Origin of the sequence: Nocardioides szechwanensis (assembly GCF_900103935.1) — a bacterium.
GTDB classification, from domain to species: Bacteria; Actinomycetota; Actinomycetes; order Propionibacteriales; family Nocardioidaceae; genus Nocardioides; species Nocardioides szechwanensis.
On sequence record NZ_FNIC01000001.1, the window covers coordinates 517,927 to 532,238 of the forward strand.

The 14,312-nt window shown below is 69.9% G+C and carries 14 protein-coding genes; 11 read left to right on the plus strand and 3 right to left on the minus strand.

Going from position 1 to position 14,312, the window contains the following annotated elements; genetic code table 11:
- Positions 1–648: a potassium channel family protein gene (locus tag BLR90_RS02505; RefSeq protein ID WP_371863142.1), complete on the minus strand. Its 648-nt coding sequence runs from the start codon at positions 646–648 to the stop codon at positions 1–3.
- A 72-nt stretch (positions 649–720) separates the two neighbouring features.
- Here BLR90_RS02505 and BLR90_RS02510 point away from each other — a divergent pair, with 72 nt between their 5' ends.
- From BLR90_RS02510 to BLR90_RS02540, 7 genes are all read left to right on the plus strand, one after another.
- Complete coding sequence (locus BLR90_RS02510; protein WP_091022247.1) at positions 721–2,763, plus strand: APC family permease; 2,043 nt, start codon at positions 721–723, stop codon at positions 2,761–2,763.
- Positions 2,760–3,908, plus strand: coding sequence for a class I SAM-dependent RNA methyltransferase (locus BLR90_RS02515; protein ID WP_091022249.1), 1,149 nt, complete (start codon positions 2,760–2,762; stop codon positions 3,906–3,908). The genes BLR90_RS02510 and BLR90_RS02515 overlap by 4 nt, the downstream gene beginning before the upstream one ends.
- Positions 3,909–4,026: 118 nt before the next feature.
- The gene (locus tag BLR90_RS02520; protein WP_091022250.1) at positions 4,027–4,743 is read left to right on the plus strand and encodes a helix-turn-helix domain-containing protein; all 717 of its coding nucleotides are present in this window, start codon (positions 4,027–4,029) and stop codon (positions 4,741–4,743) included.
- 17 nt (positions 4,744–4,760) lie between these two features.
- Positions 4,761–5,465, plus strand: a complete 705-nt coding sequence (locus BLR90_RS02525; RefSeq protein ID WP_143016080.1) for a hypothetical protein — start codon at positions 4,761–4,763, stop codon at positions 5,463–5,465.
- Positions 5,466–5,467: 2 nt separating this feature from the next.
- Positions 5,468–6,442: an ERCC4 domain-containing protein gene (locus tag BLR90_RS02530; protein ID WP_091022254.1), complete on the plus strand. Its 975-nt coding sequence runs from the start codon at positions 5,468–5,470 to the stop codon at positions 6,440–6,442.
- Between the two features lie 393 nt (positions 6,443–6,835).
- Complete coding sequence (locus BLR90_RS02535; protein ID WP_091022256.1) at positions 6,836–9,676, plus strand: aconitate hydratase; 2,841 nt, start codon at positions 6,836–6,838, stop codon at positions 9,674–9,676.
- A gap of 107 nt (positions 9,677–9,783) precedes the next feature.
- The gene (locus BLR90_RS02540) at positions 9,784–10,749 is read left to right on the plus strand and encodes a glycoside hydrolase family 26 protein (RefSeq protein ID WP_091022257.1); all 966 of its coding nucleotides are present in this window, start codon (positions 9,784–9,786) and stop codon (positions 10,747–10,749) included.
- A gap of 45 nt (positions 10,750–10,794) precedes the next feature.
- Here BLR90_RS02540 and BLR90_RS02545 read toward each other — a convergent pair whose 3' ends face one another.
- Positions 10,795–11,496, minus strand: a complete 702-nt coding sequence (locus BLR90_RS02545) for a Vgb family protein (RefSeq protein ID WP_170254201.1) — start codon at positions 11,494–11,496, stop codon at positions 10,795–10,797.
- A gap of 46 nt (positions 11,497–11,542) precedes the next feature.
- Positions 11,543–11,695 carry a hypothetical protein gene (locus BLR90_RS20850; protein ID WP_170254200.1) on the minus strand — a complete coding sequence of 51 codons (153 nt, stop codon included), beginning with the start codon at positions 11,693–11,695 and terminating at the stop codon, positions 11,543–11,545.
- A 69-nt stretch (positions 11,696–11,764) separates the two neighbouring features.
- Here BLR90_RS20850 and BLR90_RS02550 point away from each other — a divergent pair, with 69 nt between their 5' ends.
- From BLR90_RS02550 to BLR90_RS02565, 4 genes are all read left to right on the plus strand, one after another.
- Complete coding sequence (locus BLR90_RS02550; protein WP_091022261.1) at positions 11,765–12,064, plus strand: MTH1187 family thiamine-binding protein; 300 nt, start codon at positions 11,765–11,767, stop codon at positions 12,062–12,064.
- Positions 12,064–12,813, plus strand: a complete 750-nt coding sequence (locus BLR90_RS02555) for a thioredoxin-like domain-containing protein (protein WP_143016081.1) — start codon at positions 12,064–12,066, stop codon at positions 12,811–12,813. Before BLR90_RS02550 ends, BLR90_RS02555 begins: the two co-directional genes overlap by 1 nt.
- Positions 12,813–13,217, plus strand: coding sequence for a secondary thiamine-phosphate synthase enzyme YjbQ (locus BLR90_RS02560; protein WP_091022265.1), 405 nt, complete (start codon positions 12,813–12,815; stop codon positions 13,215–13,217). The genes BLR90_RS02555 and BLR90_RS02560 overlap by 1 nt, the downstream gene beginning before the upstream one ends.
- 151 nt (positions 13,218–13,368) lie before the next feature.
- Positions 13,369–14,280 carry a hypothetical protein gene (locus BLR90_RS02565; protein WP_091022267.1) on the plus strand — a complete coding sequence of 304 codons (912 nt, stop codon included), beginning with the start codon at positions 13,369–13,371 and terminating at the stop codon, positions 14,278–14,280.
- The last annotated feature ends 32 nt before the right edge of the window (positions 14,281–14,312 follow it).

The window sequence follows — 14,312 nt, forward strand, 5'->3', positions numbered from 1 at the left end:
CTACTCCTCCTCCGGTCCGCGCTCGATGACCTGGTAGGTGTGCGCGGCGTTCTCCTCGCGCATCACCAGGTGCAGCAGGTCGCCCTCCTGGATCACCGAGTCGCGCGAGGGCAGCATGCCCTCGCCGAGCCGGTCGATCCAGGCGATGCGGCTGCGCGACTGCATCTGGAAGGCCACCGTGCGGTGGCCGATCCAGGCCTCGGTGACCGGGATCTGGTCGAGGCGGATGGTGCCGGACGGGTCGCGGAAGTCGGGCTCGGCGCCGACGGGCAGGATCCGGCGGAGCACCTGGTCGGCGGTCCACTTCACCGTGGCGACGGTGGTGATGCCGAGACGCTGGTAGACCTCGGCGCGACCGGGGTCGTAGATGCGGGCCACGACCTGCTGGATCCCGAAGGTCTCGCGCGCGACTCGCGCGGCGATGATGTTGGAGTTGTCGCCGCTGGAGACCGCCGCGAACGCGTCCGCCCGGCGGATGCCGGCCTTCTCGAGGACCTGCTGGTCGAAGCCGTAGCCGGTCACCTTGTCGCCGTTGAAGCCAGGCCCCAGGCGCCGGAAGGCGTCGGGCTCGCTGTCGATGACGGCCACGGTGTGGTTGCGGTCCTCGAGGCTGCGGGCGAGGGTCGAGCCGACCCGGCCACAACCCATGATCACGACATGCACGACGCAACCGTACTGCCATGAGCCGGGTCCGGCGTCCGTGCCGTAGCCTTTCCGCTCGTGGGTGTCGGCGACGTCTCCAAACGGATCCTGCTGGGACGGAAGCTGCGAAGCTCCCAGCTGGGGGAGACCCTTCTCCCCAAGCGGATCGCCCTGCCCGTTTTCGCCAGCGACGCCCTCTCCTCCGTGGCCTACGCGCCCGACGAGGTCTTCATCATGCTGTCGCTGGCCGGCGCGTCGACCTACATCTGGTCGTGGAAGATCGCCATCGCGGTGGCCCTGGTCATGGCGGCCGTGATCGCCTCCTACCGCCAGAACGTCCACGCCTACCCGAGCGGCGGTGGCGACTACGAGGTGGCCACCGTCAACCTCGGCGCCGCCGCGGGCACCACCGTCGCGAGCGCCCTCCTCATCGACTACGTGCTGACCGTCGCCGTGTCGATCTCGTCGGGGGCGCAGTACGCCGCCTCCGCGATCCCGGCGCTCAGTGGGCACGAGGCGACCTTCGCGGCCGTGCTCGTCGTGGTCCTGATGGCGCTCAACCTGCGTGGCATCCGCGAGTCGGGCACCATCTTCGCGATCCCGACCTACCTCTTCATGGTCGCGATCCTCGGGATGTGCGCGATCGGTCTCTATCGCCTGGCGGTCGGCACCCTGCCTCAGGTGGAGAGCGCCGGGCTGTCGATCGAGCCCGCGCCGGGACTCGACGGCCCGCTGACGACGTTCGCCCTGCTGTTCCTGCTGGCCCGGGCGTTCTCCTCGGGCTGTGCCGCGCTGACCGGGGTCGAGGCGATCTCCAACGGGGTCCCCGCCTTTCGCCGCCCCAAGAGCCAGAACGCCGCCACCACGCTGCTGCTGCTCGGTGTCATCGCGATCACGATGATGATCAGCGTCATCGTGCTGGCCAAGCAGATGGGGCTGCGCTACGTCGACCCGCACGACCTGGACCGGCTCACGATGGACGGCAAGCCGCTGCCCGACGACTACGACCAGCACACGGTGATCGCCCAGATCGCGCGCGCCGTGTTCCTCGACTTCTCGCCCGGGTTCTACTTCGTGGTCAGCGTGACCGGGGTGATCCTGGTGCTGGCCGCCAACACGGCGTTCAACGGCTTCCCGGTGCTCGGGTCGATCCTCGCCCAGGACGGCTACGCCCCGCGGGCGCTGGGCTCGCGCGGCGACCGGCTCGCCTACAGCAACGGGATCGTGTTCCTCGCGGTGATGGCGATCATCCTGATCCTCGCCTTCGACGCCGAGGTGACCCGGCTGATCCAGCTCTACATCGTCGGCGTCTTCGTCTCCTTCAACCTCAGCCAGCTCGGCATGATCCGGCACTGGACCCGTCACCTCGCCACCGAGCGCGACCCGGCCGAGCGACGCCGGATGATGCGCTCCCGCGCCATCAACGCGGTCGGGCTGACGTTCACGGCGGTGGTCCTCGTGATCGTGCTGATCACGAAGTTCCTGGCCGGGGCCTGGATCACGATCCTGGCGATGATCTTCTTCTTCGTCCTCATGCGCGGCATCAAGAGCCACTACGACAAGGTCCAGCTCGAGCTCGCCGCCGACGAGGAGGACAAGCTCATGCCGACGCGCGTGCACGCGATCGTCCTCGTCTCCAAGCTGCACAAGCCGACACTGCGGGCGCTGGCGTTCGCCAAGGCGACCCGCCCCAACATCCTCGAGGGCGTCTACGTCGCCACCGACTCCGCGGCCACCAACCGGCTGCTGGAAGAGTGGGACGAGCGCCGCATGGACGTCCCGCTCAAGGTGCTGCACTCGCCCTACCGCGAGCTGGTCCGGCCGATCGTCGAGTACGCCACCGAGATCCGCAAGACCAACCCGCGCGGCGTGGTGGCGGTCTACATCCCGGAGTACGTCGTGGGCCGCTGGTGGGAGCAGCTCCTGCACAACCAGACCGCGCTGCGGCTCAAGGGGCGCCTGCTCTTCACGCCCGGCGTCATGGTCATCTCGGTGCCGTTCCAGCTGCGCTCCTCGCAGATCGCCCGCGAGCGCGAGGAGCGCGACGACGCCCGCGTCCGCGCCGGCGACCTGCGTCGCGGCCGGGTCTCCGACCGCAGCGACCGTCAGATCCAGCCGTGACGCCGCGCCCACCCCATCCGGGGCGGCAGTCGCGCCGGCCCCGTGAGCGCCAGGCCAAGGGCGCCTCGCGGGTCGGCGAGCGCTTCGAGGCCGAGGTCGGTCCGGTCGCGCACGGCGGCCACTGCATCGTTCGGCTGCCGGAGCCCGAGTCCCGCGTGGTCTTCGTGCGCCACACGCTGCCCGGCGAGCGCGTCGTGCTCGAGATCACCGAGGGCACCGAGGGCGACAAGTTCTGGCGCGCCGACGCCGTCGAGGTCCTCGCGCCCTCGCCCGACCGGGTCACCGCTCCGTGCCGGTTCGCCGGCCCCGGACTCTGCGGCGGCTGCGACTTCCAGCACGTCACGCTCGCACGGCAGCGCGAGCTCAAGGCCGCTGTCGTCCGCGAGCAGCTGTCCCGGCTGGCCGGGCTCGACCTCGACGTCACTGTGGAGCCGGTCCCGGGCGACGTCGACGGTCTGCACTGGCGCACTCGCCAGCGCTACGTCGGACTGCCCGGCGGCCGCCGGGGGATGCGCAAGCACCGCTCGCACGAGGTCGTCGAGATCGACGAGTGCCTGATCGAGGCGCCGCAGCGTCCGACGTACGTCGTGGGGCCGCACGCCTTCGATGTTGCCGACGACGGCTTCTGGCAGGTCCACCCGGGAGCGCCGACCGTGCTGGTCGACACCGTTCTCGACTACCTACGCCCGGCGCCCGGTGAGCGGGCGCTCGACCTGTACGCCGGCGTGGGGCTCTTCGCGCGCTTCCTCAAGGACGCGGTGGGGGAGTCGGGCCGGGTGGTCGCGATCGAGGGCGACGCCGACGCCTCCAAGCTGTCGAAGCGCAACTGCCCCGGGCTCGTCGCGACCGCCGGCCGAGTCGACGAGGTCCTGCGGGGCGAGGTGCACGACGAGCCGTTCGACCTGGTGGTGCTCGACCCGCCGCGCGAGGGCGCCAAGCGCAAGGTGGTCGAGCAGGTCGTGGCGCGCGCCCCTCGTGCGGTGGCCTACGTCGCGTGCGACCCGGCCGCGCTGGCCCGCGACGTGGCGATCTTCGCCGAGCACGGTTACTCGCTGACCCGGCTGCGTGCCTTCGACCTGTTCCCGATGACTTCCCATGTGGAGTGCGTTGCGCTTCTTGTGAAAAGCGACTCCGGCCTGCGGTGATGTCATCGGGGCTCGTGAGCACGAGCCCCGCGAACGGGCCGTTGGGCTCGCTTTGGGCCCGCTCTGACAATCCCGAGCCTTCTTCCACAATCCTTGAACTTCTTCTAGGATTGTGCGTATGGGAGCAGTCAGCGTCGCACAGGCCGCGGAGCGGCTGGGCGTCAGCGTGCCCCGGATCCACCAGCGCATCGCGGACGGCTCGCTGTCCGCTAAGCGGATCGGCTCCCAGTGGGTGGTCGATGAGCGCTCGCTCCTGCGTATCCAGGAGCGCAGCAAGGCAGGCCGTCCGTATTCGGCCCGCTCTGCATGGGCGGTCATCGCGGCGTCCGAGGACGACAGCGACCTGGTAGGCGTCAGCGGGCCTGCGGTGTCGGCGCGGGTGCGGATGCGGTTGCAGCGTTTGCTCGAGCCGGCCGCGGAGCCCGTCGCCCATGAGGAAGTCATCAGGCAACTTGTGGTGTCGCTCCGGTCGGTGTTGCGCAACAGGGCCGGACGGCGCCTGCTGCGTGCAGCGCCGGCCGACCTTGCCGATCTCAGGGCTGACGAGCGTTGGGCAATGATCGTCGACCTGGGTTCGAGTGGCATCGCCTCGCCCGACGTGGAGGGATATCTCGCCGAGTCGCTCGTGGAGGGAATCCTCAAGGACTACCTCTTGGTCGAGTCCGATCGAGATGCGAACGTCGTGCTCCACGTCGTCTCCGACGGGCAGTACCCCTACCCGGACTCGCGGCTCCGGCTTGCCGCCGATCTCGCCGAACACCGCGGGCCGCGCGAGGAGGCCCGGGCTGCGGAACTGCTGCACGAGCTCGCACTGGAGTGGAAGGCAGGCGAGTGATGATCTTCCTACCGCCCATGCCGCCCGAGCAGACCGCCTCGTGGATGGGCTTGCTTGACCTCCACGAGCGGCTTGCCGACGGCTGGACCCTCATCGGCGGTCAACTCGTCCACCTGCACTGCGCCGAACGGGGGCAGTTCCCGGTGCGGCCGACGAACGACGCTGACACGGTGATCGACGTTCGCGCCGACCCCACGATGCTCGCTACCTTCACGAGGACGTTGACCGACCTCGGGTTCACTTCTTCCGGCATCTCGGCCGAGGGACTTCAGCATCGCTGGATCCGGGGCGACGCGTCGCTCGACGTGCTGCTTCCGGACGGGATTGGCGAGCGCGCGAGCCTGCGTCCTGGTGTCACCGGCAGCCCGACCCTCCCGACGGCCGGCGGGACCCAGGCGCTGCTGCGCAGCGAGACCGTCGCGGTGACTGTCGCTGGCCGCGAAGGATCGGTACGTCGTCCCAACCTCGTCGGCGCACTGGTCGGCAAGGCGGCAGCGCTCAGCAACGCAGGCGACCCCGGTCTCGGTCGGCACCGGCGCGACTTCGTCATTCTCGCCGGGCTGCTCACAGCCCGCGACTTCAGGAACGAAAAGCTCACGAAGAAGGACCGGCAGCGGTTGCGGGCGATGGTTGCCGCGGCGAAGAAGGATCGCGCGCTGCTGCTCGAGGTGCCCGATGCGGAGAACTCGCTCGATCGTCTCGCTACGGCGGGGGAGCTGTAGCCATGCCCGACGACTTCGTGATCGCCCGCAACGCCGAACCTGGATCAACGCTGCCCTACCTCCTCCGCATCCCGCTCGGGGACGGGATCATCCTCAAGGCGAAGGACACCTGGCCGCGCACCGGCAAGGTCTACTGCCACCGGGTCGAGGAGTGGCCGGATGACGCCGAGATCGTCGAGCGGGTGCCGGTGCGGTCATGCGTACGACGAGGAGCCGCGATCGACCTCGTGCTCGACCGTGGCCGTGAGAACCGCTCCCAGATCATCATCACCAATGCCCGCGGACGGCAGATGATTTTTTGGCAGACGGCCCGCACCGCCAAGCAGGCGCGGCCAGCGGTGGCCCTGCCGGGCGCCCGCGCCAGCGGTGTCGCCGACCTGGAGATCGCTGTCGACATCCGTGAGCGCTATCCGTTCACGTTCGCCGACCGGCAGGCGACGACCCGACGCCAGCCGCTCAGTGCCGGCGACTACGGACTCATCGTCGACGGGCTGCTGCAGGCCACGGTCGAGCGCAAGTCCCTGGCCGATCTCGTGACCTCGCTGACGACCGGAAAGCTGAAGTTCCAGCTCACCGAGTTGGCTGCGATCCCGCGCGCAGCGGTGGTCGTCGAGGAGCGTTACTCCGAGGTCTTCAAGCTCGATCATGTCCGGCCGAGTGTCGTGGCCGACGGGATCGCCGAGTGCCAGATCCGGTTCCCGACCGTGCCCATCGTCTTCTGCGAGACCCGCAAGCTCGCTCAGGAGTGGACCTACCGCTTCCTGGGGGCTGCGCGCGTCGGGCTGGCCGAGGAGATGGTCGGCGACCTCGCCCTACGAGCAGTCCAAGCGGCGCCGCCGCTCGCGCCCGCACCGCCGACCCCGGCCGCCGTACGTCGCTGGGCATCCGCGCACGACATCGTAGTGTCCGACCGCGGTCGGATCCCGGCGGCGGTGATGGATCAGTACCTCGAGGCCTGCGCTCGTGGTGCGATCTGAACTGCGGTTGTTGCGGCTGTCGGTTTCCGCTGATAGGAGGGCTCGGAATGGGCTCGCTTTGATTGGCAAACTCCCGCAGCGGCGTGCTCACGACCTCAGGCCTCACGGGCGGCATCGCTGCAGGTCAGAGGGCAATTTTGCCCGTTGGGTACAGCCAGTCGCAAGCGATCGCACTCACGCTCAGGCCCGTCGACCTGTTCCCGATGACGCACCACGTCGAGTGTGTCGTGCTGCTGGAGCGCGCCGGTTGAGCGATGGCTCGATGTCATGTATCTTGATGTCAAGACAGTTACGCCGCTCTAGGTAAGGCACGCCTTACTACCCCGGTTCGCCAACGCGGCGGCAAGATGGGCCGGAGCAAGGACGCGACTCAACGACGAGGGAGACGGCTTGATGGCCAGCCAGGACAGCTTCGGAGCCAAGAGCACGCTGGACGTGGACGGGAAGTCCTACGAGATCTTCCGTCTCGACGCCGTGACCGGGGAGGGCCTGTCCGAGGACGCGGTCGCGAGCCTGCCGTTCTCCCTCAAGGTGCTGCTGGAGAACCTCCTGCGCACCGAGGACGGCGCCGACATCACTGCCGACGACATCCTGGCGATCGCCGGCTGGGACGCGGACGCCGACCCCAGCAAGGAGATCCAGTTCACCCCCGCCCGGGTGATCATGCAGGACTTCACCGGCGTCCCCTGCGTCGTCGACCTCGCCACCATGCGCGAGGCGATGGCCGACCTGGGCGGCGACCCGGCCAAGATCAACCCGCTCGCGCCGGCCGAGATGGTCATCGACCACTCCGTCATCGCCGACGTCTTCGGCACGCCGGAGGCCTTCGAGCGCAACGTCGAGATCGAGTACGAGCGCAACCGCGAGCGCTACCAGTTCCTGCGCTGGGGCCAGGGCGCCTTCGACGACTTCAAGGTCGTCCCCCCGGGCACCGGCATCGTGCACCAGGTCAACATCGAGCACCTCGCCCGCACGATCTTCACCCGTGAAATCAAGGACGGCGAGCGCGGCAACATTCTTCAGGCCTACCCCGACACCTGTGTCGGCACCGACTCCCACACCACGATGGTCAACGGCATCGGCGTGGTCGGCTGGGGCGTCGGCGGCATCGAGGCCGAGGCGGCCATGCTCGGCCAGCCGGTCTCCATGCTGATCCCGCGCGTCGTCGGCTTCAAGCTCTCCGGCGACCTCCCCGAGGGCGCCACCGCCACCGACCTGGTGCTCACGATCACCGAGATGCTGCGCAAGCACGGCGTCGTCGGCAAGTTCGTCGAGTTCTACGGCCCCGGCGTCTCGGTGCTGCCGCTCGCCAACCGCGCGACCATCGGCAACATGAGCCCCGAGTTCGGCTCCACGATCGCGGTCTTCCCGATCGACGAGGAGACCACCAAGTACCTCAAGCTCACCGGCCGCTCCGAGGAGCAGCTCGCGCTGGTCGAGGCCTACGCCAAGGAGCAGGGCCTCTGGCACGACCCCGACGCCGAGCCGCGCTTCAGCGAGAAGCTCGAGCTCGACCTCGCGACCGTCGTGCCGTCCCTGGCCGGGCCCAAGCGCCCCCAGGACCGGGTGTCGCTGTCCGAGGCCAAGGAGTCCTTCCGCACCGCGCTCGCCGACTACGTCGACGACTCCGCCAGTGACGGGAACAGTGAGAACGGGTACGACGAGGCCGTCGCCGAGTCCTTCCCGGCCTCCGACTCCCCGGCCAACGGCCACGGCGAGGCCGCGCCCAACGAGCTCGCTCACGCCCACCCGGCGCCGGGCGCCGGGCGGCCGAGCAACCCGGCCCAGGTGACCCTGGCCGACGGCACTGAGTTCGAGCTCGACCACGGCGCGGTGACGATCGCGGCGATCACGTCGTGCACCAACACCTCCAACCCGTCGGTGATGATCGGCGCGGCGCTGCTCGCCAAGAAGGCCGTCGAGAAGGGCCTCGAGCGCAAGCCGTGGGTCAAGACCACGCTGGCGCCCGGCTCCAAGGTGGTCTCCGACTACTACGAGAAGTCCGGCCTCACGCCGTACCTCGACAAGCTCGGCTTCAACCTCGTCGGCTACGGCTGCACCACCTGCATCGGCAACTCCGGCCCGCTCATCCCCGAGGTCAGCCAGGCCGTCAACGACAACGACCTCGCGGTCGTCTCGGTGCTGTCGGGCAACCGCAACTTCGAGGGCCGGATCAACCCGGACATCAAGATGAACTACCTCGCGTCCCCGCCGCTGGTCGTCGCCTACGCGCTGGCCGGCTCCATGGACGTCGACCTGTTCAACGACCCGCTGGGCCAGGACCAGGACGGCAACGACGTCTACATGTTGGACATCTGGCCGACCTCGAAGGAGGTCGAGGACGTCATCGCCGGCGCGATCACCTCCGAGATGTTCGACGACGGCTACGCCGACGTGTTCGCCGGCGACGCCCAGTGGCAGTCGCTGCCGACCCCCGAGGGCAAGACCTTCGCCTGGGACCCGGAGTCGACCTACGTCCGGAAGCCTCCCTACTTCGACGGGATGCCCGACGAGCCCGAGCCGGTCTCGGACATCGAGGGCGCGCGCGTGCTGCTCAAGCTGGGCGACTCGGTCACGACCGACCACATCAGCCCGGCCGGTGCGATCAAGAAGGACTCGCCCGCCGGCACGTACCTCGCCGAGCACGGCGTCGAGCACCGCGACTTCAACTCCTACGGCTCGCGCCGCGGCAACCACGAGGTCATGATCCGCGGCACGTTCGCCAACATCCGGCTGCGCAACCAGCTGGCGCCGGGCACCGAGGGTGGCGTCACGCGTGACTTCACCAACGGCGGCGAGGTGACGTCGGTCTTCGAGGCGTCCGAGAACTACCTCGCGGCCGGCACCCCGCTGGTGGTGCTGTCCGGCAAGGAGTACGGCTCGGGCTCGTCGCGCGACTGGGCGGCCAAGGGCACGTCGCTGCTGGGCGTGAAGGCGGTCATCGCCGAGTCCTACGAGCGGATCCACCGCTCCAACCTGATCGGCATGGGCGTCATCCCGCTGCAGTACCCCGAGGGCCAGAGCGCGGAGTCGCTGGGCCTCACGGGCGAGGAGGAGTTCTCGATCACCGGGATCACCGAGCTCAACGAGGGTCGTACGCCGAAGACGGTCAAGGTCAAGGCGGGAGACGTCGAGTTCGACGCGGTCGTCCGCATCGACACCCCGGGTGAGGCCAACTACTACCGCAACGGCGGGATCATGCAGTACGTCCTGCGGAACCTTCGCAAGGGCTGACCCCGCATCAGCACCTCCCGACGCGGGCGCCCTTCGACTGAGGGGTGCCCGCGTCGCGCTTTCTCCAAAGCGCCACCGGATCCACAGAGGTGCCACAGACTGGTGACATGTTGCGCATCTCGGGCCGTCTGCTCTTCCTGGTGGGAGCAGTACTGCTGCTCCTGCTCCCGGTCTTCTCCGGGACGGCCATGTCGGCCCCGCGCAAGCCGCCGGTCGTGGCGCCGCAGCAGACGTTCGGCGTGAGCCTGCCCGACGTGCCCGGAACCATGGCGCCCCTGCAGCAGCTCTCCGACGCGCTGGGCCGGCGCCCCACGCAAGTCATGTGGTACGTCGCGTGGGCGTCGGGCACCGGCTTCCCGAGCACCCAGGCCGCCGCTGTCGCGTCGTTCGGCGCCACGCCCGTCATCACCTGGGAGCCCTGGGACCCAGCCCGCGGCGTCGACCAGCCGGCGTACTCGCTGGACGCCATCACGGCCGGTAGCCATGACGCCTACGTCACGACGTGGGCGCGTCAGATCCGTGCCTACGGCAAGCCGGTCACGCTGCGGTTCGCCCACGAGATGAACGGCAGCTGGTACCCCTGGGCGGCGGGTGTCAACGGCAACACGGCGAGCGACTACGCCCCGGCGTGGCGCCACGTGCGGGCGGTCTTCGCCCGCGAGAAGGTCTCCAACGTCTCGTGGTCCTGGTCGCCCAACGTCCCCTACGACGGCAGCACCCCGCTGCGCTCGCTCTACCCCGGTGACAGCCAGGTCGAGCAGGTCGCCCTCGACGGCTACAACTGGGGCGGGGTCCAAGCGGGCGCGCCGTGGCAGTCCTTCTGGGACGTGTTCGACGACGGTGTCGCCGAGCTGCGCAGCTTCACCACCAAGCCGCTCTTCGTCGGCGAGGTCGGGTCGCCCGAGGCCGGCGGTGACAAGGTGCAGTGGGTCACCGACATGTTCGCGTCGCTGAAGGCACACCCCGAGGTCGCGGGCTCCACTTGGTTCTCCCACCTCAAGGAGGCTGACTGGCGCATCGACTCCAGCGCTGCCACCTTCGAGGCGTTCCGCACCGGCCTCGCGACCTACTGACCCGCGCTCAGCCGCCGGGGTGACCAGGGGATAGGTCGCTCAGCGTCACCGGGTGCTGAGCGGAACGTGGCGGACGAGGTCCTCGCCGAACGACGAGATCCAGACCTGCCCGCCGCTCACGGCGACGCCCAGGTTGGCGCGGTCATAGAGGGGCGCCGCGGCGCCGAGGACCGTGCTCGAGAGGACCTCGCCGGTCGCCGGGTCGATGGCCACGACGGTCGGTCCTGACTCCGCGACGACCAGAAGCCGGCCGTCGGGCGTGCTCGTCATCGCGTCCGGCGACGTCGCGCCGGACACCGACGTCTCGACCTCGAGGGTGGTGGCGTCGAGGGCGAGCACCTGGTCGGCGTAGGTGCAGGAGACCCAGAGCCGGTCGTCGACGACCTGCATCCCCTGGGGGCCGTCGCAGATCTTGGCGCTGCGGGTGACCTCCCGGGTGCGGGGGTCGAGCCGGAGGACGACGTCGTCGGCGAAGTGGGAGACGTAGACCGCCGTGCGGCCCACCGTCACCAGCCGGGCTCCGACGCCGATCTCGACCCGGTCCCGCACGCGTACCGTCTCCGGGTCGACCTCAACGAGGGGCCCGGCGTCCTGGGCAACCACCCAGATCGAGCCGAAGCCGGCCGCGACGCCTTCGGGGCCGGCGCCGATCGCGGTCTCGCCGAGCACCTCTCCGGAGTCCGGGTCGACGCGCACCAGCGTCTCGCCCCGGAAGGCGGTCACCCAGACCGAGCCGTACGCCGCCACCACCCGCAGCGGAACGCCCGCGACCTCCGTGGTCAGGTCGGGCTCGTCACCGCCGCGCGGGGATCCGCGTGAGGGTGCCGGGGGAGGACCCGTCGCCGCCGCTCACGACCCACACCGCGCCATCGGCGCCCGGCGCGACGCCGACCGGTCCGGGAGCGAGCGCGACCCCGGGAGCGGTGGTGACGGCTGCGCCCGCCACCTGCGCACGCTCGTCGAGGGCGTGCTGGCCGGCTGAGCGAGGCTGCGGGCGCTTGGCTACCGTGGCGGCATGATCGTGGCGTTCAGCATCAGCCCCATGTCGGCCGACGAGACCGGAAGCGTCACCGAGGCCGTCGCGGCCGCGGTGCGCGTCGTGCGCGAGTCCGGGCTGCCCCATGAGACCAACGCGATGTTCACCAACATCGAGGGGGAGTGGGACGAGGTGATGGCCGTCGTGAAGCGCGCCGTCGAGGTCGTCGCCGAGGTGTCCCCGCGGGTCGGTCTGGTGCTGAAGGCCGACATCCGCCCGGGCTACACCGGTCAGCTCGCCGCCAAGGTCGAGCGCATCGAGCGCGCGCTGGAGGGCTGATGTCGGAGCAGCCTCCGCCGCCTGGCCCGCCGCCCGTTGGCCCGCCGCCCGGCCCGCCCCCACTCGGTCCGCCGCCGCCGGGGCCGCCTCCGGCGTACCAGGCCTACTCGCCCTTCCCGACCGGTCCGCCGCCGGCCGAGCCTCCTCCCGGCTGGGTGCCGCAGGCTGGTCCGCCGCCACGGAAGGGACACACGCTCGCGCTCGTCCTCGGGCTGCTGGGCGCCCTGGTGGTCATCGCCGGAGCCGTTCTCGTGCCGCTCCTGGTCTCCAGCGACGACGCCGAGCCGCGTACCGGCGAGCCCACGCTCGACGCGGTCGAGAGCTTCGACGACCTCGTGCCCGACCACACCGAGGAGGACCAGGACTACCCGCAGTCGCCCGCCATCGGCGGTCCGCACAGCGGCTCCTGGCTCGACTGCGGGGTCTACGACGAGCCGGTCCGCGAGGAGAACGTCGTCCACGACCTCGAGCACGGGACGGTCTGGATCACCTACGAGACCGGGCTCGACGAGGACTCGGTGGCCCAGCTCGAGGAGGTCCTGCCGCAGAACGGCATCCTCTCGCCGTACGACGACCTCCGGGCGCCGGTGGTCGTCACGGTGTGGGGCCGTCAGCTCGAGCTCACCGGTGCGGACGACCCGCGGCTGGAGCTGTTCATCGAGCGGTTCGGCGCCGGCGAGACGGCCCCCGAGCCCAACGCATCGTGCGCGGGCGGCATCGACAACCCGTCGAGCGGGGCGGTCGCCTGATGCTGAGCGAGACCAGGAGCTACCGCACCGGCAGCGAGGAGACCGTCCTCGACCTGACCCGGGACTGCGAGGCGTTCGTGCGGGGACACGGCGACGGCCTGCTCAACGTCTTCGTGCCCCACGCCACTGCCGGGATCGCGATCATCGAGACCGGCGCCGGCAGCGACGACGACCTGCTCGCCGCGCTCGGCGACCTGCTGCCCGCCGACGACCGTTGGCAGCACCGGCACGGCTCTCCCGGACACGGCCGCTCCCACGTGATGCCGGCGTTCGTCCCGCCCTCGGCGACGGTCCCGGTGATCGGCGGCCGGCTCGCCCTCGGCACCTGGCAGAGCGTGTGCCTGGTCGACCTCAACGTCGACAACCCCGACCGTGAGGTCCGTTTCAGCCTCATCACCGCCTGAGGCTCGTCGGGGGTCGTGAGCCCGGCCGAGCGCAACATGAGAGTCCCCTCATGAACCCCCCAGGGGGGTTGCCGCTTCGCTACTGTCGGCTCGTCATGATTGATCAACTCGACACAGTCGGCTACACCCCCCCCAACAGATCGGTCCCCTGATGACACGCTCGATCACCTTGTCGGCCGCGACAGCCGCCGCCTTCCTGCTCACAAGTGCTTTCTCCGGTGCCGTGGCTGCCGAGCCGGGCGGCCGCGACTCGGACCAGGACGGCATCCCCAACCGGTGGGAGCGCGTCCACGGGATGAACCCGCACAGTGCCGCCGATGCCCGCAAGGACTTCGACCACGACCGGTTGTCCAACCTTGCGGAGTACCGACTCCGGACGCAGATCCGCGACGAGGACACCGACAACGACGGGGCCGACGACGGCGACGAGGTCAAGGACGGTCTGCGCGGCACACGGGTCCGTGACCGCGACACCGACGACGACGGAACCACGGACGGGGATGAGGACGCCGATCACGACGGCCTCGACAACGAGGACGAGGACGACTCGAGCGAGTCCTGCGTGGCCGACGACGACGACAGTGACGACGACTCGGTCGCCGACGAGGACGAGAACGAGCACGGTGCGAGCTCGCACGACTCCGACTCCGATGACGACGGCGTCGCCGATGGTGACGAGGACTCCGACGAGGACGGCGAGGCGGACGAGGACGAGGACGACGCGGCTGTCGACGACTGCGTGGTCGACAGTGACGACGACGGCGAGGGCGACGAGGACGAGGGTGACGTCCTGGGCACGATCACCTCGTTCGACTCGCTCACCGGCGTGCTGGTGATCGCCGCCGCCGCCGGGTTCGACGTGACCGGCACGGTCACCGACGACACCGAGATCACCTTCGAGGACGTCGAGGACGTCGAGGACGGGGGAGAGGTGTCGCGCAGCGACTCTGACGCGCCCGGCACCGTCGAAGACCTCCAGGCTGGTGTCGTCGTGGCCGACGTGGAGTTCGAGGACGACGGCGTCGAGCTCGACAACGTCGAGATCTACGCTCCGGCGAGCTGAGCGTCTCACGCGTGAAGTCCCGAGCTGCGATC

Bases quoted from the DNA above. Each gene is read 5' to 3' on its own strand.
- BLR90_RS02540 (WP_091022257.1), top strand. From the start codon at position 9,784: ATGTTGCGCATCTCGGGCCGTCTGCTCTTCCTGGTGGGAGCAGTACTG.
- BLR90_RS02525 (WP_143016080.1), top strand. From the start codon at position 4,761: ATGCCGCCCGAGCAGACCGCCTCGTGGATGGGCTTGCTTGACCTCCAC.
- BLR90_RS02520 (WP_091022250.1), top strand. From the start codon at position 4,027: ATGGGAGCAGTCAGCGTCGCACAGGCCGCGGAGCGGCTGGGCGTCAGC.
- BLR90_RS02535 (WP_091022256.1), top strand. From the start codon at position 6,836: ATGGCCAGCCAGGACAGCTTCGGAGCCAAGAGCACGCTGGACGTGGAC.
- BLR90_RS02555 (WP_143016081.1), top strand. From the start codon at position 12,064: ATGTCGGAGCAGCCTCCGCCGCCTGGCCCGCCGCCCGTTGGCCCGCCG.
- BLR90_RS02550 (WP_091022261.1), top strand. From the start codon at position 11,765: ATGATCGTGGCGTTCAGCATCAGCCCCATGTCGGCCGACGAGACCGGA.
- BLR90_RS02565 (WP_091022267.1), top strand. From the start codon at position 13,369: ATGACACGCTCGATCACCTTGTCGGCCGCGACAGCCGCCGCCTTCCTG.
- BLR90_RS02560 (WP_091022265.1), top strand. From the start codon at position 12,813: ATGCTGAGCGAGACCAGGAGCTACCGCACCGGCAGCGAGGAGACCGTC.
- BLR90_RS02530 (WP_091022254.1), top strand. From the start codon at position 5,468: ATGCCCGACGACTTCGTGATCGCCCGCAACGCCGAACCTGGATCAACG.
- BLR90_RS02505 (WP_371863142.1), bottom strand. From the start codon at position 648: ATGGGTTGTGGCCGGGTCGGCTCGACCCTCGCCCGCAGCCTCGAGGAC.